We start from the raw sequence: 21,998 nt of genomic DNA, 5'->3' as shown, positions 1-21,998 counted from the left end.
GGACAGCATGGGGTGCGCAGGCACCCGGTAGTTAAGGAAAACATGTCATGAGTGAACATACGCTTGCTGTCAGCGATTCCAGCTTTGATGCTGACGTGCTCAAGGCGTCTGGCCTTGTTCTGGTCGATTTCTGGGCCGAATGGTGCGGCCCGTGCAAAATGATCGGCCCGGCACTGGAAGAAATCGGCAAGGACATGCAGGGCAAGGTGACGGTTGCCAAGGTCAATATTGACGACAACCCCGTAACCCCCAACACCTACGGTGTGCGGTCCATCCCCACCCTTATGCTGGTGCGTGATGGCAAGGTTGTGGACACAAAGGTTGGCGCACTGCCCAAAAGCCAGCTCAAGGCATGGGTTGAAGGCGCGCTGTAAGCCACACCCATACGCGCAGGTGGGGCACGTTCAAACGCGTGCCCGCCTGCGTGGATATGGCCACGTTTTTTCATAATCACTTGGCAGATTGGCGCCGCCCGCGTAATGCAACCACGCAGGCGGGCTGGGTCCGCATCGTTAGTCTCGTGCAGTCACAGGGTTCAAAATGAGCTGGATCACCGAATACGTCCGTCCTAAAATCCGCGGTCTTCTGCGCCGTGATGTGCCGGATAACCTGTGGACCACCTGTGATTCGTGCTCCCAGATGGTCCTGACCAAGGAGCTGCGCAAGGCGCAGAATGTCTGCCCCCATTGCGGGCACCACATGCGCGTGCTGGTGAATGACCGGCTGGCATGGACCTTTGATAACGGTGAGTTCACCCGTATTGAACTGCCATTGGCCCCCGTGGACCCGCTCGGCTTCCGGGACCAGAAAAAATATACCGACCGCCTGAAAGATGCACGCGCCAAGAGCCATCTGGACGAGTCCCTTGTTGTCGCGCATGGCACCATTGGCGGGCATAACGCCGTTGTGGGCGTGATGGCGTTCGAGTTCATGGCTGGCACCATGGGGGCCGCCTTTGGTGAGCGGTTTGTGGCTGCTGCCCGTCTGGCCATCCTGCAAAAATCCCCGCTGGTGGTGTTTACCGCTTCCGGTGGTGCGCGCATGCAGGAAGGGGTGCTGAGCCTGATGCAGATGCCCCGCACAACCGTTGCGGTGCAGATGCTGCGTGATGCGGGCCTGCCGTATATTGTGGTGCTGACCAACCCGACAACGGGTGGGGTTACGGCCTCCTTCGCCATGCTGGGGGATGTGCAGATCGGTGAGCCCAATGCCCTGATCGGTTTTGCCGGCCCCCGCGTTATTCAGGACACGGTGCGCGAAAAACTGCCCGAGGGCTTCCAGCGTTCCGAATATCTGGTTGAGCATGGTATGCTCGACATGGTTGTGGCCCGTAAGGATATGCCCGCTACCCTGTCGCGCCTGATCGGCCTGCTTACCCATGCTCCGGCCGATGTTAAGGCTCCCCCGCCCAAGCCCGTTGCAGCACCTGCTGCGGCAGCCGAGTAAGCCCCTCCGTGGGTCAGGTGCAGGCTGGGGAGAGAGCCCCGGTGCCCGAATTTACCGGTCGCACGGGGGAGGTTCTGCAACGGCTGAACCATCTTTACCCCGCGCTGATCGACCTCTCCCTCGGGCGGCTGGAGGCTCTGCTGGCCCGTCTGGGGCACCCGGAGCGCAAGCTGCCGCCGGTTATTCATGTGGCCGGTACCAATGGCAAAGGCAGCACCTGTGCGACCCTGCGCGCCATAGCCGAGGCAACAGGGTGGCGTGTGCATGTCATGACATCCCCGCATCTGGTGGATGTAACCGAGCGGTTCCGTGTGGCAGGCAAGCTGGTCAGCGAAGCTGAACTTGTGGCCACGCTGGAGGAAATCGAACGCATCAACAATGGTGCCCCCATTACCGTGTTCGAGGTGCTGACCGCCGCAGGCTTTATGCTGTTTGCCCGCCACCCGGCGGAACTGGCCATTATTGAGGTCGGCCTTGGTGGGCGGTACGATGCTACCAATGTGCTGGAACACCCCGCAGCCTGTATTGTGACCTCCATCTCGCGCGATCATGAGGCTTTTCTGGGGGATTCTCTGGCAGCAATCGCGGGGGAAAAAGCAGGCATTTTCAAACCCGGTGTGCCAGCGGTTACGGGCTGCCAGCCTGACGAGGTCATGCAGGTTCTACAGGAACAGGCGCAGGCTGTGGGGGCTGTTCTGGCCCGCCGTGGCGTGGAATGGACGATTGCGCCCCAGCCCCCCCAGGGCAATGCGGACAAACCCGCCGGGCTGTGCCTGAACGATGCCAAAGGCACGCTCGCGCTGCCTATGCCCGCCCTGACCGGCCCGTGGCAGATGGAAAACGCCGGTCTGGCGGTGGAGGCTCTGCGCCTGTCCGGGCTGGATGTGCCACAGGCCGCATGGCAGGGTGTGGGGCAGGTGCAATGGCCTGCCCGTATGCAGCGCCTGCACGGCAAACTGGCGGCCATGCTGCCCGCCGGATGGGAATTATGGCTTGACGGAGGGCACAACCCCGGAGCCGGTGCCGCTCTGGCGCAGGAACTGGGCCGCTGGAAGGACCAGCCCCTGCACATACTGGTGGGGATGAAGCAGACCAAGGATGCCTCGGGTTTTCTTGGTCCGATTTTGCCTTATGCGGATGACCTGTGGGCCATTTGTGAGCCCGAGCAGCATCTGGCCCTGCCTGCGCAGGCTATTGTGGACGCATCAGGCGGCAAGGCCCATACCGGCCCCACGCTTGCCCGCGCGCTGAGCGCACTGGCTGCCAATGCGGCAACCAGTCCCCAACCCGCACGCGTACTGATCTGTGGCAGCCTGTATCTGGCGGGTGTGGCGCTCCGGCAGGATGGCTGGGTCATGACATAAGACCTGCCGCTCTGGTGGCAGTGGTTGCCGGGCAGGTAAACGGCACAACAGGTCCGTGGCCTGTGCAGTATAAAAGCGGGGTATATTGCCCACACTGCCATTTGCCGCGCTGCCAGTAGTGGCAAATGCCTGAGTGGTCAGGTGCGAACAGTTTTTTTGCAGGAAAGAATGGTGCCCCCATTCAGATTTGAACTGAAGACCTACCGCTTACAAGGCGGTTGCTCTACCACTGAGCTATAAGGGCACATGCACATATTCTGCGCTAAGGCCGGACTATAAGCGATAAAAGGGTAAGAGCGTCAAGTCCTGTTTTTTGGAATAATCGCGGTTTTTTTGGCCCATACACATATTGCATCGTTTTCGTGGGTGGCGCATCTAGGCGGACATGCCGCACGTTTCCCCAAGCCCCGCTCCCGCCCTGTTTCTGCACGATAGCCAGCGCCGCGCGACCGTGCCGTTCCAGCCGCTCGATCCCGCGCATATCAAGGTCTATTACTGTGGCCCCACGGTGTATGATCTGGCCCATATTGGCAACCTGCGCGCCATGCTTACGGCGGATGTGCTGGTCAGGCTGCTGCGCACGCTCTACCCCCGTGTTACATTCGTGCGCAATATTACCGATGTGGATGACAAGATTACCGCCCGCGCCCGCGCCAATGGGGAAGATATTGGCGCGCTTACCCAGCGCACCACGGCGGAGTTCCATCAGGATCTGGCATCCCTTGGCGTGCTGCCCCCCGACATAGAACCCCGCGCGACCCATAATATTGGCGAGATGCAGGCCATGATCGCCCGGCTGATTGAAAACGGGCACGCATACGCAGCACAGGGGCATGTGCTGTTTTCGGTCGGGTCGTTTCCCTCTTATGGCGCACTTTCCGGCCGTAACCCGGACGAGCTGGAAGCGGGCGCACGTGTGGAAGTGGCACCTTACAAAAAAGCACCGGGTGACTTTGTGCTGTGGAAACCATCAGATGCAGACCAGCCGGGGTGGGATAGCCCGTGGGGCAGGGGGCGTCCGGGGTGGCATATTGAATGCTCGGCCATGTCGCACCGTTATCTGGGCGATAGTTTTGATATTCATGGCGGTGGGTCGGACCTGCTTTTCCCGCATCATGAGAACGAACGCGCGCAAAGCCTGTGCTGCTTCCCGCATAGCCAGTTTGCTAATTACTGGGTGCATAACGCCATGCTTCTGGTGGACGGTGAGAAAATGTCCAAGTCACTGGGCAATTTCCTGACCATCCGCGATGTGCTGGCGCAGGCTCCGGCGGAGGCATTGCGTCTGCTGCTGCTGGGCACGCATTACCGCTCCACCCTGAATTACACGCAGGCCGGGCTGAATGAGGCCCGCAAGACGCTGGACCGGTTCTACCGCGCCCTCTCCAGCGTGCCGGATGTGCCCGCAGCCCCTGTGCCGCAAACCGTACTGGCCGCACTGGAGGAAGACCTGAATACCCCCAAAGCCATTGCCGAACTGCATGTGCTGGCGAACCAGGCCATGGGCGGGGACCGCGAGGCCGCAGGCGCGCTCAAAGCCGGTGGGGCGTTAATGGGTCTGTTGCAGGGGGACCCGGCGCAGTGGTTCCGTGGAGAGTCTTCTGCCGAGGAAGATGCCGCGATTGAAAACCTGATAACGGAGCGGCTGGCCGCCAAAAAAGCGCGGGATTTTGCAAGGGCCGATGCCCTGCGCGACCAGTTGCAGGCACAGGGTATTGTGCTTGAAGATACAAAAGACGGCACAAACTGGAGGCGCGCATGACCGGGCGGGACGGCGGGGCACCGCTGGAGCCTTTGGGCAACACACCTGTTGTTATTCTGGTCAGGCCACAAATGGCTGAGAACATTGGCACCACGGCCCGTGCCATGGCCAATGGTGGCCTGTTCCACCTGCGCCTTGTCAGCCCGCGTGATGGCTGGCCGCAGGATCGGGCATGGCGCACGGCCTCGGGTGCAGACAGGATTCTGGAAGCCGCCACGGTGCATGACAGTGTGGATGACGCCATAGCCGACCTGCACCATGTGTACGCCACCTGCCCCCGGCCACGCCATATTGTAAAAACGGTCATGACCGCGCGTGGCGGTGCGGCGGAACTGCGTGCGGCAACCCAGCGCGGGCTCAAGGTCGGGCTGATGTTCGGCCCCGAACGCGCCGGACTGGATAACGAGGACATGGCACGCGCGGACGCGCTGATCCGTTACCCGCTTAACCCGACCTTCATGTCGCTCAATCTGGCGCAGGCGGTCATGATCATGGCGTATGAATGGTGGATGGCGGCAGACGCAACACCCCCCCGCACGCTCATGACCAACGAGACCCACGTAGCCACCAAAGGTGAGCTTGAGAACTTCATGAGCCATCTTGTGCGTGAGCTGGATGGATGTGGTTTTTTGCGGAACGCGCAAAAACGCCCCGGCATGGTCCGCAACCTGCGGCACTTTTTTACGCGTGGGGAAGTTACAGAGCAGGAACTGCGCACCCTGCATGGTGTTGTGCGCGAACTGGCACACCCCCGCCGGACGGAGGACTGACCACCCCGCAAGGGGGCGGTTGGCCCCTATCCGTCGCAGGTTATGCAGCGGGTAGGGGGGTGTGGGTGCGGCCTGCTGTTACACAGCCCACACCCGGTTACCGCGCAGGTGTTAGTCTGCGGCCAGTGCCATGTGCTGCTGGCTCATGGCGCGGGTTACGTGGTCTTCCACCGCAGCGGTAATCTTGTCTGCCTGTTTGGCAAAAATATGATCCGCTTCGGGGTAAACACGGTAGTCCACTGCAACACCTTTCTGGGTGTTCAGCTTATCAACCAGTTTGTGGATGGCGGGCTCGGGGGCCATGTCATCCTTGCCACCGGCAATCATCAGCCCGCCGCACGGGCAGGGGGCCAGAAAGCCGAAGTCATAATGGGCGGCTGGCGGCGCAATGCTGATCCAGCCGGTAATTTCTGGCCGGCGCATCAGCAGCTGCATGCCCACGAACGCCCCGAACGAATACCCGGCAATCCACAGACCGCTGGCGTTGGGGTTGATCATCTGCATCCAGTCAAGGGCTGCTGCGGCATCGGAAATTTCGCCAATGCCCCCGTCAAACCGCCCTTGCGAGCGGCCAACCCCACGGGAATTGTAGCGCATGACGGAAAAGCCCATGTTCTCGAACGTGCGGTACAGGGCGTATGTAATCCGGTTGTTCATGGTGCCGCCGTGCAGCGGGTGGGGGTGCAGCACGAGGGCAAGCGGGGCGTTGGGCTCGTTTGAGTGGTGATAACGTCCTTCAAGACGTCCATCCGGGCCGGCAAACATAACCTCAGGCATGTAGGTTCCGCTTGATCTGGGAAGGGCGTCCGCGGGCATGACGCTTCCGGGTTTGATAATTGCCCCGGCGGGGAACGATGCCACGTTCCGGGTCGGAGCATGCGGGCAGACCAAAGGCCCGCAAACTTTAACTCTCAGTCAGCCTGTCTCCCTTTTCCGTTTCTGGGGGAAAACGGAAAAAGGAGCGCATTACAGACACATGGTGTCCGTCCCACGACCAGAAAAGGGTGTGCGGCACACTCCGGCGTTGACCTTGCGCAAAACGCAGGCATAATCGTGCGGGCTGTTGTCCGTGAATGCTGCGCATGCGGGAAAACCCGTTTCCAGCCTGCCGTCTCCATTGTGCCCTGTGGTGCTGACCATACGGCACTCTATAGCGGCTTGGGGGCCAGAATTTCCACATAAATCGTGACAATGGCCGTACTGCACGGCCTGCAAAAAGCGCAGTTCTGGTATGGTTACGGGTAGAAAAAAAGCATGAATGATAAAACAGACGATAGGGCAAAGGATTTTCCTCAACCCGTCTATCTGGATGCCAACGCGACCGAACCCCTGCGGCCCCAGGCGCGTGCGGCCATGCTGGAGGCGGCGGACCTTACGGGGAATCCATCTTCCGTGCACCATGCGGGGCGGCGCGCACGCGCCGTGCTGGAGGAGGCGCGCAACACGGTAGCGCACCGGCTTGGTGTGGCTCCGCTCAACTGCGTGTTCACCTCTGGCGGCACGGAGGCCAACGTGCTGGCCATGCACGGGCTTGGGCAGGGGCGGCGTTTTCTGGTTGGTCGCACCGAGCATGATGCCGTGCGCAAGGGTGTGCCCGATGGGGCAGACCGGGCATGGCTGGAGGTGGACAGCCACGGGCAGGTTCGTCTGGACCTGCTGGAGGCAGCCCTGAGTGCGCCGGGTGCTCCCGCCTTTGTCTGCCTCATGCTGGCTAATAACGAAACGGGTGTGCTCCACCCCGTGGCCGAGGTTGCCCGCCTGTGCCGCCAGCATGGTGCACATCTGCATGTGGATGCCGTGCAGGCCGCAGGCCGCATGGCTGTGAATGTGGAAGAGCTGGGGGCGGATAGTCTGGCCTGCTCCGGTCACAAAATGGGTGGGCCAAAAGGGGCTGGTGCCCTGCTGTTGCGCGGCCCAGCCCCAAGGCCACTGGCCCCGGTGTTTGAAGGCGGCGGGCAGGAGCAGGGCCGCAGGGGGGGCACCCAGCCCCTGCCCGCCATAGCAGGTCTTGCCGCAGCGTTGTGTGATGCTCTGGACAACCCGCGTGATCTGGCCCCCCTGCGCAACCGGCTGGAGCAGGCTGCACAGGCCGCAGGAGCTTTGGTGTGTGGCGCAGGGGCTCCACGGCTGGGCAATACAGCATCCCTTGTGCTCCCCGGTCGGCGCGCGCAGGGGCAGCTTATGCGGCTGGACCTGGACGGGCTTTGTGTTTCCGCGGGTTCGGCCTGTTCGTCGGGCAAGGTAGCGTTCTCCCATGTGCTGGAGGCCATGGGGCTGGGGGAACAGGCGGGGCAGGCCATACGCGTGTCCCTGCCATGGAACGTGCGGGAGGCGGATGTGGAGCGGTTTGTGCAAAGTTACGCACGCATGGCGGCCGGGGCTGGTCTGGCTCTGGCGCAATAGGGGGCCGGGTATGGCGGCATTGTATTTTGACCACGCGGCAACCACGCCATGCGACCCGCGCGTGCAGGCGGTTCTGCTGCGCGCTCTGGCGGAGGAAAACGGCAACCCGCATAGCACCACTCATGCCAGCGGCACCCGGGCGGCCCATATGGTGGAACATGCCCGCGCGCAGGTTGCTACCCTGTTGGGGGTAGAGGCGCGCGAGATTGTTTTTACCTCGGGAGCGACCGAGTCCAATAACCTTGCCATCAAGGGAGCGGCACGGCATCTGGCGGCACAGGGCAGCCCGCGCCGCCGGGTTATAACTGTCGCGACCGAGCATAAATGCGTACTGCAAAGTGTGGCGGATCTGGCGCGTGAAGGGTTTGAGCCGGTTGTTCTGCCGGTTAACTCCCTTGGGCAGGTGGAGCCGGAGGTGCTGGCCCGCGCTTTGGCAGAGGCCCCCACGGCTGTTGTATCCATTGCCGCAGCTAATAACGAAACCGGGGTTCTGCAGGACCTTGCCACGCTGGGTGCGCTGGTCGCGCAGGCGGGGGCGCTGCTGCATACCGATCTGGCGCAGGCGGCAGGTAAAATTGCGCTGGACCTGCATGCCCTGCCCGTGGCTCTGGCCTCCATTTCCAGCCATAAGCTGTATGGGCCAAAGGGGGCGGGGGCACTGTTTGTACGCCGCCGCCCGCGTGTGCGCCTGACCCCCCTGTTCTCTGGTGGTGGGCAGGAACGGGGGCTGCGTTCTGGCACCCTGCCGGGCTTTTTGCTGGCAGGGTTTGGGGAAGCCTGCCAGATTGCCAGCATGGATATGGCGCGTGATGGTGCGCATCTGGCCGACGTGCAGGCGGTGTTTCTGGCCCGTCTGGGGCCGCAGTTGCCCGGATGTGTGGTCAATGCGCAGGAGGCTGCGCGCCTGCCGGGTATTTTCAGCCTGCGCCTGCCGCCTGACCTGCGCGCGGCAGAGGTTCTGGCGGTTATGCCCGGGCTTGAGGTTTCCCTTGGTTCGGCCTGCTCTTCGGCCGAACTGGCTCCCTCCTACGTGCTGGAGGCCATGGGGCTGAGCTTTGATGAAGCAGGAAGAAGCTTGCGTCTGTCCCCCGGACGTTTTACCTCCACCGCCGAAGCAGAACGCGCGGCGGACAGTCTGGCACAGGCTGCCCTGCAGGTGCGGGCCACACCCCGGCGGCCCATGCCCGCAGCCTAAGGCCCGGACCATACAGGCCGCCGCCGCCATGATATTTTTTGGCAGGATGAAAACCAATGCCCCAGATGACGTTTGTTGAGCAGGACGGAACAGAACGCACGGTCGATGCCCCGGTTGGCCTGTCCGTGCTGGAAATTGCCCATAAGCACGATGTGGACCTTGAGGGCGCGTGCGAGGGGTCGCTGGCCTGCGCGACCTGCCACGTTGTGGTGGACCCCGCATGGGCAGACCGGCTGGATGCCCCGACCGATGATGAAGAAGACATGCTCGACCTTGCGTTCGGGCTGGAAAAAACCTCGCGCCTTGGCTGCCAGATTGTCATGACCGAAGCCCTTGATGGTCTGGTCGTGCGCCTGCCCAGCAAGGCCTGATAGCAAAAAGGGAAGGAAAGCCCGCCCATGCGTATTCTTGTTGCCATGTCCGGAGGGGTGGATAGTTCCGTGGTGGCTGCCCGCCTTTTGGAAGAAGGGCACGAGGTTGTGGGCGCGACCCTTCAGCTCTACGATTCCAGAGGGGCGGCCAAAAAGGGCGCGTGCTGTGCGGGGCAGGACATCCGCGACGCCCGCGCTGTGGCCGACCGTCTGGGATTCCCGCATTATGTGATTGATGCGGAACGCCGGTTTCAGGATAGCGTGATCGAGCGCTTTGCCGATGCTTATGCGGCGGGGGAAACCCCGGTCCCCTGTGTTGCGTGCAATCAGGGCGTCAAGTTTACCGACCTGCTGGGACTGGCGAAGGAAATCGGGGCCGATGCCATGGCCACCGGCCATTACGTTCGCCGTGTGGAAGGCCCGCAGGGTGCGGAACTGCACCGCCCGGTGGACGAGGCGCGTGACCAGAGCTGGTTCCTGTTTGCCACAACACGCGACCAGCTTGATTTTTTGCGCTTCCCTCTGGGTGACATGCCAGACAAGGCCGCCGTACGGCGCGAGGCCGAGCGGTACGGGCTGGTTGTGGCAGGCAAGCCAGACAGCCAGGACCTGTGCTTTGTCAGCGATGGCTCCTACGTGGATCTGGTGGAGCGCATGCACCCCGAAATGGCCGGTCCGGGCGAGATTGTGGACCAGTCCGGCCATGTTGTGGGCGCGCATGAGGGCGTGATGCGCTTTACCGTGGGCCAGAGCAAACGGCTGGGGAATGCCGCCCGCCTGCAGGGCGAACGCCAGATGGTGGTGGGCGTGGAGCCGGGCCGCAAGCGTGTTATTATTGGCCCGCGTGCGCATGCGTTTGTCAGCTCCCTGTCCGTGCGGGATGTCAATTGGCTGCTGGACCCCCCGGCTGAAGGCCTTGTCTGCAAGGTGCAGATGCGCGCGCGTGAAGAGCCGCGCACGGCCCGTGTGGTCCCAACCCCCGATGGCGCAACCGTGCTGCTGGACGAACCCGCCATGCCCGCTCCCGGTCAGGCCTGTGTGTTTTATCAGGGGAGCCGTATTCTGGGCGGCGGGTTTATCCGCCGGACGGACCAGCAGGCTACGGCTTAAACAGAACAGGAGAGCACGCACATGGCGGAAGGTCGTCTGGTTATTGGTACGCAGCGTTATTCGTCATGGTCCCTGCGCGGCTGGCTGTGTGTGCGTCTGGCCGGGCTGGATGTGGGGGTGGAGGTTGTGCCGCTGGCCGGTGCAGGGCAGACCGCAGCCCTTAAAACCCTCTCGCCCAACGGGTGCGTACCGTATCTGGAACACAGGGGGGCCGTGGTGTGGGACTCGCTCTCCATTGCTGAATACTGTGCCGAGCACCATGCCTTTTTATGGCCGGAGGACCGGGCAGTGCGGGCATGGGCGCGCTCGGTGGCGGCGGAAATGCACTCCGGCTTCAGGGCCGTGCGTTCTGCCCTGCCCATGAATCTGGGCCGTAATCGCCCGCTGGCCGCGCCTCTGGCCGAAGATGTGCACAAGGATATAGCGCGCATTAACGCCATCTGGACCGAAGGGGCCGGCCGGGGCGGGCCGTTCCTGTGCGGGTCGGGCATGGGGAATGCGGATGCCATGTTTGCCCCTGTTGTCTGCCGTTTTCTGTCCTACGACGTGCCGGGGCTTTCCAGCACGGCGCAGGCTTACATGCAGGCCGTGCGCCAGCACCCGCTGATGGTGGAATGGTACGCTGCTGCTGCGCGTGAGCCGGTGGAATGGCAACTGGATATGTACGAAACCCTGGCCTGAACACACCATGGCGGGCAGCAGGGCAGCAGGCATGAGCGTGCGCAACCCGCAGCAGGGCAACGGAGTGGGTGGTTCCCCCGCAGTGTCCACTCCCCCCTTGCGGGTGCTGACTGTTCTACCCCCGCGTGAATGTTTTGCCCCTGATGAGGCCGGGGCCATAGCCCTGCTGGTGCACCGCATGGCCGGGGCGGGCGAAGTGGTGGCGGGCAGCCCCCCCGCAACCAGCCCGTATGATGATGTGCCTTTTGCGCCCGTGCCGCCTGTTCTGTTCCCGTTCAGCCATGCGGGGCGTTACCGTGCTGGCGTGGTGCGGTTGGTCCGCAGGCTGCGCCCCGATCTGGTGGAGGTGCATAACCGCCCGGATCTGGCGTGGGCCATAAGCCGGCGCTTTCCCCACCTGCCGCTGGTGCTGGTGCTGCATAATGACCCGTGCAGTATGCGCCTGATCAAAACGGCCCGTAAGCGCATGTTGCTGGCCCGCAGGGTGGCTGTTGTGGTGGTGTCCGAGTGGTTGCGGAACCGTTTTCTGGAGCAGGGCGTGCAGGCGCAGGTTAGCGTGCTGCCCAATGGGCTGGACCTTGCAGCATTGCCCGCCCCCGCTCCTGTAAGGGACAATCTTGTGCTGTTTGCTGGCCGCGTTGTGGCAGACAAGGGGGTGGATGCCTTTGTGCAGGCCTGCGCCACCCTGCTGCCCCGCTACCCCACATGGCGGGCGCAAATTATAGGGGCAGACAGGTTTGGCTGTATGTCCCCCCAAACCGAATTCCTGAGCAGAATACAGGCGCAGGCTCAGGCCGCAGGGGTGCAGATGCTAGGCTACCAGCCCCATGCGCAGGTTTTGCAGGCCATGAGCCACGCGGCCATTGTGGCCGTGCCCAGCCGGTGGGCCGAACCTTTTGGCATGGCCGCATTGGAGGCCATGGGCTGTGGGGCCGCGTTGGTGACATCACGCAAAGGGGGGCTGCCCGATGTGGCCGGGCAGGCAGCACTTTACGCCAACCCCGATGACCTGCCCTCCATGGTGGAGGCGCTTGACCGCCTGATGTCCGATACCGAACTGCGCAGCCGTATGGGGCAGGCCGGGCGTGCGCGGGCACAGATGTTTGATAGTGCAGTGCTCCGCACCAGACGCCATAACCTGCATGCAAGGCTTGTGCAGGTCTGGCCCGATACAGGAGCACTCGGGCAGCTTTAAGGGGCGGTGTGCCGTGGAGTGGGTTTTTCAGCCCTGTTCGGTTGCGCGCCAGCCGCAGGCGTGCAGGGCGGGGCGCATGCCCGCGCGTGGGGGTGCGGTTACGGTAACACCGTTATCAATGGGTAGGTACAGGCTTCTGGCCAGCAGGTGCAGCCCGGCCGCGTGGGGCTTGCCGTAAAGCGCGTCCCCCACAATGGGCCAGCCCATGGCGGCACAATGGACACGGGCCTGATGGGTGCGCCCGGTTTCCAGCTCCAGTTCCAGCCAGCTTGTCTGCCCGTCCCGGCCCAGAACTCGCCATGTGGTGGCCGCAGGAGCCCCCTTGTCCGCCACCTGCACGGACCAGCCCGCTCTGGTGCTGGTTTTGAGCAGTGGCAGGTCAATCCGCCCGGTGGGTGCCTGTGGTCCACCATCCACCACGGCCCAGTAGGTTTTGCGTGCGGTTTTGTTGGCAAAGGCTTCCTGCATGGCCAGCAGGGGCTGTTTGCGCAGGGCTATGGCAAGGCAGCCCGATGTATCCGCATCCAGCCGGTGGGCAAGCCATGGGCCATCCTTGCGGCGGGAAAGCTGGGGGAACCAGTCCTCCACACAGGCACCCCCACCGGGGCCGGTGTGCACGGGCAGGCCCGCGGGTTTGTCAAGAATAACCACATGGCTGCTCTGGTAGAGCAGGGGGGGCAGGGGGGCAGGCATACGGGGTTTTAGTCTTCTTCGCGGTTGGAGCCGATCAGCACCTTGCGGCGGCCGACATTGTCTGCCCGGCTGATAATTCCTTCCTTTTCCATCTGCTCAATCAGCTTGGCCGCGCGGTTGTAGCCAATGGACAGGTGGCGCTGGATGAAGGAGGTGGATGCCTTGCCCTCACGCGTGACAATGCTTACCGCCTCGCTGTACATGTCGGCTTCGGCGTTTTCGTTCCCGCTGGCACGGCTGCCAGCGCTGGAGGAGGCGCCTTCCTCCATGGGTTCGGCCAGTACGTCCTCGTCGTAAATGGGCTCGCCCTGTTCCTTGAGGAAGTTGACAACCTGCTCCACTTCGCTGTCGGCCACAAACGGGCCGTGCACGCGGGTAATGCGCCCACCACCCTGCATGAACAGCATGTCCCCCTGCCCCAGAAGCTGCTCGGCCCCCTGCTCGCCCAGAATGGTGCGGCTGTCGAACTTGCTGATCACCTGAAACGAAATACGGGTGGGGAAGTTGGCCTTGATGGTGCCGGTAATCACATCCACCGAAGGGCGCTGCGTTGCCATGATGACATGAATCCCCGCCGCACGCGCCTTCTGGGCCAGACGTTGCACGCAGGCGTCAATCTCCTTGCCTGCGGTCATCATCAGGTCGGCCATTTCGTCAATAATGACCACAATATAGGGCATGGGGTCCAGGGCGACGGACTGTTCCTCAAACACCGGGTTGCCGGTTTCGGGGTCAAAGCCGGTCTGTACGCGGCGGACGACTACCTCCCCGTCTGCCCGGGCTTCGGCCGCACGGGCGTTGTAGCCTGCAATGTTGCGCACCTGCAGGTGGGCCATGGTGCGGTAGCGGCGGTCCATTTCCCGCACAACCCATTTGAGCGCGTTAACCGCCTTGGGGGGCTCGGTCACAACCGGGGTGAGCAGGTGGGGGATGCCGTCGTAAATGGAGAGTTCGAGCACCTTGGGGTCAATCATGATCAGCCTGCATTCATCGGGCGAATGCCGGTAGAGCAGGGAGAGGATCATGGCGTTCACGCCAACCGATTTGCCCGAGCCGGTGGTGCCCGCCACCAGCAGGTGGGGCATGCGTGCAAGGTCGGAGAACATGGGTTCGCCCGCAATATCCTTGCCCAGTGCCAGAGGGAGCTGGCCTGTATCTTCCCGCCATGTGGGCTGGTTGAGCAGTTCGGACAGGTAAACCGTCTCACGCGTCTGGTTGGGAACTTCAATCCCCATCACGTTGCGGCCCGGCACGGTGGCAATGCGTACGCTCAGCACGGATAGCGAGCGCGCCACATCGTCCGCCAGCCCGATAATGCGGGCCGAGCGGATACCCGGTGCGGGTTCCAGTTCATACAGTGTTACCACGGGGCCAGCGCTCATGCCCACAATGCGGCCCTGCACGCCGTAATCGGCCAGAACCTGCTCCAGCATGCGGGCGGTGGCGTTGAGCAGCTCGGGCGAGGGGCCGGTATGGGCGTTGCTGGGGGCTGCGCGCAGCAGGCTCATGGGGGGGAGTTCCCACCCGCCTTTGCGGGTGGGGGTGCTGCGTTCGGGGGTGGCGTGCGTGCTTTCGGGCTGGCTGGCACCGGAGAACAGGCGGCCCAGCAACCCGCTTTTGGCGGGTTTTTCCGGTGCGGGGTGCGGTGTTGTGGCGGTGGGCAGGGTAAAGGCGGGTTCGGCCTTTGTGGCTGGCAGCGGGGTTATGGCCGTTGCCCGTGCAGGGGTGCCCGGCGGTGCATCCAGTGGTGCGGGGGTAAGGGCATGCGGGCTGTGCTGGCTGTTGTCCTGCGTGCCGTGCAGCACCAGTGCCGTGCCTGTGGCATGGTGGGTGGCGGGCTGCGGAGCGTGATAGGGGGCGAGGTCGTGCTCGTCCTCTTCATCATCAAACAGCGGGCCGGAGGGTAGGGTGCTGCCATAAAATGCGTCTGCCGCAGGCTGGGTAGCCTGTGCGGTGTAGGCGCTGGGCTGTGCGCTGGCTGCCGGGGCGGTGGGGTGTGGCTTGTGGCTGGCATAGTAGCGGACAAACCGCCTGGCCAGCCTGCCCGGCAGGCACACAACAAACACAAATGCCCGCCAGATGGCATACCATTCATCACGCCGCAGGCCGGTGCCAAGGGCAAGCAGAAGCCCGGCAAGCAGCCCGCCCAGCAGCCAGATAACCATGCCCCCCGCAGGCCCTATGGCGGCCATGCCCGCGGCAATGGAGGTCTGGGCAATGGAATGCCCGACACCCCCGCCAATACCGGCCTGTGTGGGCCATTCCATATTGGGCAGGGCGGTAAACAGCAACGGAATGGCGGCAAGCAGGGCCCCGGCTACGGGGAGCAGGCATAAAATGGCAGCCACCCGCATGCCAAAGACCATCCATGTTTCATGCCCAAGCAGGCGGTGGCCCATAAAGCGCCACCCCCATGCCAGCAGAATAAGCACCGGTACCGTGGCCCCCAGCCCGATTCCCTGCAACAGCGTATCGGCTACAAACGCGCCGGTTATGCCCAGCAGATTGGTAGGGGGCTGGTTGGTGGCGGTGTTAAAGGAGGGGTCGGTCGGGTTGTAGGTCAGCAGGGCTGCCAGCAGGGCACAGGCCAGAATGCAGAGCGCAATGCCGCCCCCTTCCTCCATGCGCAGGCGCAGGGTACTTTTGTGGGGGGCGGGGGAACTGGTGGTATTTAAAGGGCTTGTGCGCGCCAAGGGTGCCGGTCCTGACTCCAGAGGCCGCGCCTGCTCCCTGCATTGGGCAGGAATCGTGTGCGCGGGTGGTTGTAAAGGGTGACTGCTTTCTTCTTAGCAGCCCTGCCGCGTATTGCGAACCGCATCCTTTGCACAAGATTGCGGCCAGAGGCGGGCGGTGTTGAACCCATGTTAAAGAGGCATGCCCACAGGTGGGAGCATGGCCACCCGGCGTGGCAGGCATGGGCGTATGGGGTGTGTACGGCTTGTTCCGCGGCGGGGGATCGACAATATTAGGCAGCTCATACCCATTGTGCGGATACGGCTGGCACTTTGCGCCTTGGCCTGTGTGGGGTGTATGCCGCATGGGGCCGGGCAGTCTGGGGCGGGGCTGTGGTGGTCTGGGTAAGGGATTGTCGCGTGCACAGGCCAGTATCATGGCGGATGTCTGTTCCTTGTTTATCTTCCGCTCCAGGGTGTGCCGTGTGAATGGATGCAAGTAATTTGACCAGTGTTTTGCAGGCTATGCAGTCCTCCCCCTTCCTGCGGCATATGCTGGCACCCTGCTTTGTTCTGCAACAACCCGGTTCCGGGCGGCCTGTCTGTGTTCAGCCCGATGGGAGCATTGCCTGCTCTGCCGAACCGGTTGAGCCTGCTCAGGCATGGTTTTACGCCCGGTTTGCACTGGAACTGTCCGCCCTTGTGCGTGCCTGTTGCCCGCCTGCGGGGGCAGGTCTGGCGGAGGGGGGCAATGGGCAGTGCATGGCGCGCCTGCTGCTGGCTGCGGCAAGGGTTACGGCCTGTGCCTGGCAGACGGGGCCATTCTGCCCCCCCGGTGGGGCCGTACCCATACCATGTACATGGGGGCATGGTCTGGCGGGGAGCACGGCGCCTGATGCCACCCAGCTTGCACAGTGCTTTCCGGAACTGGCTTTTTTTGTAGTTCCCGCCTTGCGCCCGCATGGAGTGGATGTGCCCGCCCTGCAGGCATGGGCCTGTGCCGCATGGCCGGTGTTGCAACCCGCGGAATGGCTGGTTGTAAGCGGAGGGGACGAACGGCTGGACCCCGGTGCGCAAACCGGCCTTAACCGGTATGGGTGCCAGCCTCTCCCCCGGTATGGGGAGCTGGATTTTTCCTCCTCCACCGCATCCACCCCAACACTACCCGCGGCACGGGCCATGCATCAGGCGGCTACCCGGCTGATCCGCCTTGCGGTGGAAGGGCAGGGGGCCGAAGCCGTTGTGGAAGAAGCCAAGACCTTTCTGGCGGGGTTTTACCATCTGGATGGAGCCGGGCGGGTTGTGCTCGCGCCATCAGGGACCGACTGCGCTCTGGCCGCCACGGCGGTCATGGGGCTGCTGAATACACCGCTGACAACCATCGTCCCCGGTGTGGAAGAAACCGGGAGCGGCGTGCCGCTGGCGACCTGTGGCCGCCATTTTGCCCACCGCACCGCGCGGGGGCTGGCTGTGCAGAAGGGCATGCCCATAGACGGGTTTATGCGGGATGCGGAACATGTTGCGCTGGAACTGCGTGGCAGCAACGCGGAGCGTGTGCCCGATAACGCCCTGTTTGCCGCCTGCCAGCAGCATGTAGCCCGCGCGGTTGAGGCGGGGCGGCGCGTGCTGCTTTACATGCTGCATGTTTCCAAAACCGGGCAGCTTGTGTTGCCCGCCAGCAGGGTGCGCGCCCTGTGTGCGCAATACCCCGGTCAGGTGGATGTGCTGGTGGATGCCTGTCAGGCCCGCCTGCGGCCAGAGCTTGTGCACCAGTACGTGGCGTGGGGCTGGGCGGTTATGGTTACGGGGTCCAAGTTTTTTACCGGCCCACCGTTTAGTGGCGCACTGTTCCTGCCCGATAGCTGGCTGGCCCGCCTGCACGGCACAGCCTGCCTGCCCGCCGGTCTTGCGGCATATGCCTCGCGGGCTGAATGGCCGGACCTGCCTGCCTGCCGCACCCTGCCTGCGGGCCTGAACGCGGGCCTGTTCGTGCGCTGGAGTGGAGCACGGGCCGAAATGGAGGCATTTGCCGCCGTGCCGGATGCGCAAAAGGCAGAGCGGTTGCAGCAGTTCATGCAGGGGGCCGCAGCCGCGCTGCGTGCCTGCCCGTTTGTGCGCCTGCTGCCCTCGGTGGCGTTGTCCACCCAGCCGGAGGCAGATGCGTGGGACAGCCTGCCGGGCATTTTTGCCTTTACTGTAATGCACGACGGTTGTGCGCTGGATTTTGCACAGGCCAGGCTGGTGCATGGCTGGCTGCTGGCGGATCTGACCCCCTACCTGCCCATGGACCTGCGGGGGGAGGAACATGCCCTTGCGGCCTTGCCCTGCCATGTGGGGCAACCGGTTGCCCTGACCACGGCGCAGGGTGTTGAGGCAGGCATGGGCGCGCTCCGTGTTTCAGCCTCTGCACGGCATATTTCGGGCACGGGAGGGAGCTATGCGGCTGCCCCCGCCGTGGCAAAAGGGGCCTCCACGGCAGACCACCCCGTAGCGTGGATGCTGGCCAAGCTGGGCCTGATCCTGCGGTATTGGGCGGACCTTGCCCATGCACAGCCACCGTGCCACCCGCATGCGGTCCGTGCCAGCCTGTCCGGCGGTGGGTGTATGCCCGGGCAAGCCCCTGCTCTGGGCAGGCTGGGCATTTCTGCTCTTGCGCTCGGGCAAAGCTGATTCCACAACAGAGGCATGAGCGAACACATGATTGCCGAAAAAGCCTCATCCTCTTCTCAGGACCATTTTCTGGATGGGCCTGAACTTCCAACCGGTATTACCCGCTTCTGGCTGATCCGCCATGCTCTGGTGGAAGAAAACGCCCGTATGCGCATGTATGGCAGCATGGACGTGCCGCTCTGCCCCGACAGCCTGATTGCCCAGAAGCCCATGTACCGCGCGCTGGCCCAGCGTCTGCCGCAGGATGCACAGTGGTTCATAAGCCCGCTCTCTCGCACACGGCGCACCGCACAGGCGATTGAGGAGGCCGGGTACGGCCCCCGCCCACTCACTGTGGAGCCGGACCTGATCGAGCAGAATCTGGGCACATGGCAGGGGCTGGAATACAAGGCCCTGCCTGCGCATCTGACCCTGCCCCCCCACCCCTTCTGGCCCGTTGCCGCCAGTGACTGCCCCCCGGAGGGGGAGAGCGTGATTGAGGTATGCAGCCGTGTTGGCCGCCTGCTGGACCGGTTGGCCAGAACACATGCAGGGCGCAACATTGTGGCCGTGGCCCATGGTGGGGTTATTCGTGCGGCTCTGGCGCATGCGCTGCGCATACACGCCGAAACCGCGCTGCATTTTTCGGTCCAGAACCTCTCCCTGACCATTCTGGAGCGGCTGGATACGGGCTGGCGGGTGGTTACGGTAAACGAGTTGCCGGGTATCTGAACACCGCGGTTTCTGGCATTCAGGTCAAACAGGTGGCTGGCCGTGCGGGCAGCCGTTATTCCCAGACGGATATTTCCCAGACGGAGGGCTTTGGTCCATGTCTTTCTCTCCCTCACACGCCGGGGCGCTGGCCGCCACAGACCAGTTGTTTTTTGCTCAGGAGCAGGCCCAGCTTAGCCGGGATGACGCCGAAAAGCTGACCCGCACGGCGCTGGACGGCATGGACGATGGCGAACTGTTCCTTGAATACCGTGAGAGCGAATCCATAGCACTGGATGACGGGGTTATCCGCTCCGCCTCCTTCAACACCAGCACGGGCTTTGGCCTGCGCGCGGTGCTGGGGGAAGAGACAGGCTTTGCCCATTCGGATGAGATGAGCCGCTCCTCCCTGCTGCGTGCGGCCGGTGCTGTGGGTGCGGTGCGCGCGGGCCGCTCGGGGGTTATCGCCCCCCCACCACGCCCCACCAACCAGCGGCTCTACACGGATGCCAACCCGCTGGGGGATACGGATTTTGCCGCCCGGTCCGGTCTGCTTTCCAGCATGGATGCCTACGCACGGGGCAAGGACCGGCGCGTGGTGCAGGTTATGGCCTCGCTCTCGGGCGAGTGGCAGGCCGTGCAGATCATCCGTGCCGATGGCGCGCGCGTGGCCGACCTGCGGCCACTGGTGCGGCTGAATGTGTCGGTTGTGGTGGAGCATGATGGCAAGCGCGAGAGCGGGAGCTACGGCCTTGGCGGACGTTACGAGATTAACCGCCTGCTGAATGAGGAAACATGGCAGGGTGCGGTGGACGAGGCCCTGCGTCAGGCGCTGGTGGCGCTGGAGGCACAGGCCGCCCCGGCAGGGGAAATGGAAGTGGTGCTGGGTGCTGGCTGGCCCGGCATTCTGCTGCACGAAGCCGTAGGCCACGGGCTGGAAGGCGATTTTAACCGCAAGGGAACATCCGTTTTTGCCGGGCGTATTGGCACCCGCGTGGCCTCCCCCGGGGTGACGGTTATAGATGACGGCTCCATGCCGGACCGCCGTGGCAGCCTGACCATAGATGATGAAGGCACACCCACAGGCCGCACGGTGCTGATTGAGGATGGTATTCTCAAAGGCTATTTGCAGGACCGGCTGAACGCACGGCTCATGGGGGTTGCCCCTACGGGGAATGGCCGCCGCCAGTCCTATGCGCATATGCCCCTGCCACGCATGACCAACACCATTATGCTCGAAGGTAACGCCACCACGGAGGAGATGATCCGCTCCGTCAAGCGTGGGTTGTATGCCGTGCATTTTGGTGGCGGGCAGGTGGATATTACGTCGGGCAAGTTCGTGTTTGCTGCCTCCGAAGCGTATCTGATCGAAAACGGGCGCGTTACGGCCCCGGTCAAGGGGGCAACGCTCATTGGCAGCGGGGCAGAGGCCATGACCCAGGTTTCCATGATCGGGGGGAATCTGGAGTTAGACCCCGGTATTGGCACCTGCGGCAAGGCTGGGCAGGGCGTGCCGGTGGGTGTTGGGCAACCCACCCTTAAAATGACCGGGCTGACCGTGGGCGGCACGGCGTAAGGGCTGCACCAGTTGGTTATGGCCTGCGGTGGGCTGTTCCTGTTGCGCGCCCTCTCATGCTAGAGCGTGTGCCTTGGGTTCTGCCCGCCTGATGCGGGCCGAAGGATAGGGACAGGAAAATGGTCGAGAGCGGATTTCGGAGTTCTTTCATGCGCGAGGCCGCGGCACGCGGTTTCATTTTCCAGTGCACGGATGCGCAGGCACTGGACGCACTTATGGAACGGGAGTCCATTTCGGCTTATATCGGCTTTGACCCCACGGCAGACAGCCTGCATGTGGGCGGGCTGATCCAGATTATGATGCTGCGCCTGCTGCAAAAGCATGGCCACCGCCCCATCGCCCTTGTGGGCGGCGGCACTGCCCGTATTGGCGACCCTTCCTTCAGGGAGGAAGCGCGGCGGCTGATGACGGATGACATCATCCAGACCAACCTTGCCGGCATAGAAGGGTGTCTGCGTCAGTTCCTGACCTTTGGCACGGGCCCTTCGGATGCCCTGCTGGTCAATAATGCCGACTGGCTGGACAAGCTGGCCTATATTGACCTGCTGCGCGATGTGGGGGTGCATTTTTCCATTAACCGCATGCTGGCCTTCGACTCCGTCAAGAATCGTCTGGAACGTGAGCAGGGGCTGACTTTTCTGGAGTTCAACTACTCGATTCTCCAGTCCTATGACTTCCGCGAACTCAGCCGCAAATACGGGCTGGTGCTGCAACTTGGCGGCTCCGACCAGTGGGGCAACATTATCTCTGGCGTGGAACTGGTGCGCAGGACGGATCAGAAATCCGTCATGGGGCTGACCACTCCGCTGCTTACCACCTCCTCCGGCGCAAAAATGGGCAAAACGGCCAGTGGGGCGGTGTGGCTGTCCGAAAAACGTCTGCCTGTGTTTGATTACTGGCAGTTCTGGCGCAACACCGAGGATGCCGATGTCGGGCGCTTCCTGCGCCTGTTCACGGACCTGCCGCTTGAGGAATGTGCACGGCTTGAGAGCCTGCCGGGCGCGCAGATTAACGAAGCCAAAAAGGTGCTCGCGACCGAAGCCACGGCCCTGTGCCACGGGCGCGAGGCCGCTCTGGCTGCAGCCGAAGCCGCCCGCCAGACCTTTGAGGAAGGTGCGCTGACAGCCGCTGACCTGCCGGTGCATGAAGTGACCCAGCCTGACCTTGCCGCAGGGATTCCCGTTTTCCGCCTGCTGGTGGAGGCAGGGCTTGCCAAAACCAATGGCGAGGCACGGCGTTTGGTACGGGGCGGGGGCGCGCGCCTCAACAATGCCGTGATAGCGGATGAAAATCGCCTGATTGTGGAGCACGATAGTGTAGATGGCGCCATCAGGCTTTCTGCTGGCAAAAAACATCATGTGCTGGTGAAGGTAGGGTCCTGAACGCCAAGCCACCAGCAG

General features: G+C 63.3%; 18 protein-coding genes and 1 tRNA gene. 15 read left to right on the top strand and 4 right to left on the bottom strand.

The window, feature by feature from the left end:
- The first annotated feature begins 47 nt into the window (after positions 1 to 47).
- The 3 genes from trxA to HK20_RS10775 all read left to right on the top strand — a co-directional run bounded on the left by trxA (position 48) and on the right by HK20_RS10775 (position 2,810).
- Complete coding sequence (trxA, locus tag HK20_RS10785) at positions 48 to 374, top strand: thioredoxin TrxA (RefSeq protein WP_059022710.1); 327 nt, start codon at positions 48 to 50, stop codon at positions 372 to 374.
- A 166-nt stretch (positions 375 to 540) separates the two neighbouring features.
- On the top strand, positions 541 to 1,446 hold the full coding sequence (accD, locus tag HK20_RS10780) for an acetyl-CoA carboxylase, carboxyltransferase subunit beta (RefSeq protein WP_086647063.1): 906 nt from the start codon (positions 541 to 543) through the stop codon (positions 1,444 to 1,446).
- 41 nt (positions 1,447 to 1,487) lie between these two features.
- Positions 1,488 to 2,810, top strand: coding sequence for a folylpolyglutamate synthase/dihydrofolate synthase family protein (locus HK20_RS10775; RefSeq protein ID WP_233129187.1), 1,323 nt, complete (start codon positions 1,488 to 1,490; stop codon positions 2,808 to 2,810).
- A 169-nt stretch (positions 2,811 to 2,979) separates the two neighbouring features.
- Here the strand turns inward: HK20_RS10775 and HK20_RS10770 are convergent.
- A tRNA-Thr gene (locus tag HK20_RS10770) sits at positions 2,980 to 3,054 on the bottom strand.
- A 141-nt stretch (positions 3,055 to 3,195) separates the two neighbouring features.
- Here HK20_RS10770 and cysS point away from each other — a divergent pair.
- Together cysS and HK20_RS10760 are read left to right on the top strand one after the other, a co-directional pair.
- The gene (gene cysS, locus HK20_RS10765; protein WP_086647062.1) at positions 3,196 to 4,572 is read left to right on the top strand and encodes a cysteine--tRNA ligase; all 1,377 of its coding nucleotides are present in this window, start codon (positions 3,196 to 3,198) and stop codon (positions 4,570 to 4,572) included.
- Positions 4,569 to 5,342: an RNA methyltransferase gene (locus tag HK20_RS10760; protein ID WP_086647061.1), complete on the top strand. Its 774-nt coding sequence runs from the start codon at positions 4,569 to 4,571 to the stop codon at positions 5,340 to 5,342. Before cysS ends, HK20_RS10760 begins: the two co-directional genes overlap by 4 nt.
- Positions 5,343 to 5,453: 111 nt before the next feature.
- Here HK20_RS10760 and HK20_RS10755 read toward each other — a convergent pair whose 3' ends face one another.
- Positions 5,454 to 6,119, bottom strand: coding sequence for an alpha/beta hydrolase (locus HK20_RS10755; RefSeq protein WP_086647060.1), 666 nt, complete (start codon positions 6,117 to 6,119; stop codon positions 5,454 to 5,456).
- A gap of 477 nt (positions 6,120 to 6,596) precedes the next feature.
- Between HK20_RS10755 and HK20_RS10750 the strand changes: the two genes are divergently transcribed.
- Genes HK20_RS10750 through HK20_RS10725 form a run of 6 tightly spaced genes read left to right on the top strand, consistent with a single transcriptional unit; the run spans position 6,597 to position 12,297 of the window.
- Positions 6,597 to 7,745 carry a cysteine desulfurase family protein gene (locus HK20_RS10750; protein WP_086647059.1) on the top strand — a complete coding sequence of 383 codons (1,149 nt, stop codon included), beginning with the start codon at positions 6,597 to 6,599 and terminating at the stop codon, positions 7,743 to 7,745.
- A gap of 10 nt (positions 7,746 to 7,755) precedes the next feature.
- Positions 7,756 to 8,940, top strand: coding sequence for a cysteine desulfurase family protein (locus HK20_RS10745; protein WP_086647058.1), 1,185 nt, complete (start codon positions 7,756 to 7,758; stop codon positions 8,938 to 8,940).
- Positions 8,941 to 8,996: 56 nt separating this feature from the next.
- A complete protein-coding gene (locus tag HK20_RS10740; protein WP_086647057.1) occupies positions 8,997 to 9,311 on the top strand; it encodes a ferredoxin family 2Fe-2S iron-sulfur cluster binding protein in 315 nt (104 codons plus the stop codon).
- Positions 9,312 to 9,338: 27 nt separating this feature from the next.
- Positions 9,339 to 10,421 carry a tRNA 2-thiouridine(34) synthase MnmA gene (gene mnmA, locus HK20_RS10735; RefSeq protein WP_086647056.1) on the top strand — a complete coding sequence of 361 codons (1,083 nt, stop codon included), beginning with the start codon at positions 9,339 to 9,341 and terminating at the stop codon, positions 10,419 to 10,421.
- Positions 10,422 to 10,442: 21 nt separating this feature from the next.
- On the top strand, positions 10,443 to 11,102 hold the full coding sequence (locus HK20_RS10730; RefSeq protein WP_086647055.1) for a glutathione S-transferase: 660 nt from the start codon (positions 10,443 to 10,445) through the stop codon (positions 11,100 to 11,102).
- A gap of 7 nt (positions 11,103 to 11,109) precedes the next feature.
- Entirely contained in the window at positions 11,110 to 12,297 is a 1,188-nt protein-coding gene (locus HK20_RS10725; protein WP_233129186.1) for a glycosyltransferase family 4 protein, read from the top strand.
- A gap of 27 nt (positions 12,298 to 12,324) precedes the next feature.
- Here the strand turns inward: HK20_RS10725 and HK20_RS10720 are convergent, their stop codons facing one another.
- Both HK20_RS10720 and HK20_RS10715 read right to left on the bottom strand, forming a co-directional pair.
- Positions 12,325 to 12,990 (bottom strand): RluA family pseudouridine synthase, encoded by a 666-nt coding sequence (locus tag HK20_RS10720; protein ID WP_086647054.1) that lies wholly within the window; start codon positions 12,988 to 12,990, stop codon positions 12,325 to 12,327.
- Between the two features lie 8 nt (positions 12,991 to 12,998).
- Positions 12,999 to 15,683: a DNA translocase FtsK gene (locus tag HK20_RS10715; protein ID WP_255375222.1), complete on the bottom strand. Its 2,685-nt coding sequence runs from the start codon at positions 15,681 to 15,683 to the stop codon at positions 12,999 to 13,001.
- 468 nt (positions 15,684 to 16,151) lie between these two features.
- Between HK20_RS10715 and HK20_RS10710 the strand changes: the two genes are divergently transcribed.
- The 4 genes from HK20_RS10710 to tyrS all read left to right on the top strand — a co-directional run bounded on the left by HK20_RS10710 (position 16,152) and on the right by tyrS (position 21,980).
- Complete coding sequence (locus HK20_RS10710) at positions 16,152 to 18,332, top strand: hypothetical protein (protein WP_086647053.1); 2,181 nt, start codon at positions 16,152 to 16,154, stop codon at positions 18,330 to 18,332.
- Between the two features lie 15 nt (positions 18,333 to 18,347).
- The gene (locus HK20_RS10705; protein ID WP_086647052.1) at positions 18,348 to 19,043 is read left to right on the top strand and encodes a histidine phosphatase family protein; all 696 of its coding nucleotides are present in this window, start codon (positions 18,348 to 18,350) and stop codon (positions 19,041 to 19,043) included.
- A gap of 97 nt (positions 19,044 to 19,140) precedes the next feature.
- Positions 19,141 to 20,598: a metalloprotease TldD gene (gene tldD, locus HK20_RS10700; RefSeq protein WP_086647051.1), complete on the top strand. Its 1,458-nt coding sequence runs from the start codon at positions 19,141 to 19,143 to the stop codon at positions 20,596 to 20,598.
- 119 nt (positions 20,599 to 20,717) lie between these two features.
- Positions 20,718 to 21,980, top strand: a complete 1,263-nt coding sequence (gene tyrS, locus HK20_RS10695) for a tyrosine--tRNA ligase (protein WP_086647050.1) — start codon at positions 20,718 to 20,720, stop codon at positions 21,978 to 21,980.
- Positions 21,981 to 21,998: the final 18 nt, after the last annotated feature.

This window comes from Acetobacter sp. DsW_54, from assembly GCF_002153575.1.
Taxonomy (GTDB): Bacteria; Pseudomonadota; Alphaproteobacteria; order Acetobacterales; family Acetobacteraceae; genus Acetobacter; species Acetobacter fabarum.
This window is presented reverse-complemented; position numbering and strand designations above follow the sequence as displayed.

Coding starts and splice junctions, on each gene's coding strand:
- trxA (WP_059022710.1), top strand. CDS start 48: ATGAGTGAACATACGCTTGCTGTCAGCGATTCCAGCTTTGATGCTGAC.
- accD (WP_086647063.1), top strand. CDS start 541: ATGAGCTGGATCACCGAATACGTCCGTCCTAAAATCCGCGGTCTTCTG.
- cysS (WP_086647062.1), top strand. CDS start 3,196: ATGCCGCACGTTTCCCCAAGCCCCGCTCCCGCCCTGTTTCTGCACGAT.
- HK20_RS10760 (WP_086647061.1), top strand. CDS start 4,569: ATGACCGGGCGGGACGGCGGGGCACCGCTGGAGCCTTTGGGCAACACA.
- HK20_RS10755 (WP_086647060.1), bottom strand. CDS start 6,119: ATGCCTGAGGTTATGTTTGCCGGCCCGGATGGACGTCTTGAAGGACGT.
- HK20_RS10750 (WP_086647059.1), top strand. CDS start 6,597: ATGAATGATAAAACAGACGATAGGGCAAAGGATTTTCCTCAACCCGTC.
- HK20_RS10745 (WP_086647058.1), top strand. CDS start 7,756: ATGGCGGCATTGTATTTTGACCACGCGGCAACCACGCCATGCGACCCG.
- HK20_RS10740 (WP_086647057.1), top strand. CDS start 8,997: ATGCCCCAGATGACGTTTGTTGAGCAGGACGGAACAGAACGCACGGTC.
- mnmA (WP_086647056.1), top strand. CDS start 9,339: ATGCGTATTCTTGTTGCCATGTCCGGAGGGGTGGATAGTTCCGTGGTG.
- HK20_RS10730 (WP_086647055.1), top strand. CDS start 10,443: ATGGCGGAAGGTCGTCTGGTTATTGGTACGCAGCGTTATTCGTCATGG.
- HK20_RS10725 (WP_233129186.1), top strand. CDS start 11,110: ATGGCGGGCAGCAGGGCAGCAGGCATGAGCGTGCGCAACCCGCAGCAG.
- HK20_RS10720 (WP_086647054.1), bottom strand. CDS start 12,990: ATGCCTGCCCCCCTGCCCCCCCTGCTCTACCAGAGCAGCCATGTGGTT.
- HK20_RS10710 (WP_086647053.1), top strand. CDS start 16,152: ATGGATGCAAGTAATTTGACCAGTGTTTTGCAGGCTATGCAGTCCTCC.
- HK20_RS10705 (WP_086647052.1), top strand. CDS start 18,348: ATGAGCGAACACATGATTGCCGAAAAAGCCTCATCCTCTTCTCAGGAC.
- tldD (WP_086647051.1), top strand. CDS start 19,141: ATGTCTTTCTCTCCCTCACACGCCGGGGCGCTGGCCGCCACAGACCAG.
- tyrS (WP_086647050.1), top strand. CDS start 20,718: ATGGTCGAGAGCGGATTTCGGAGTTCTTTCATGCGCGAGGCCGCGGCA.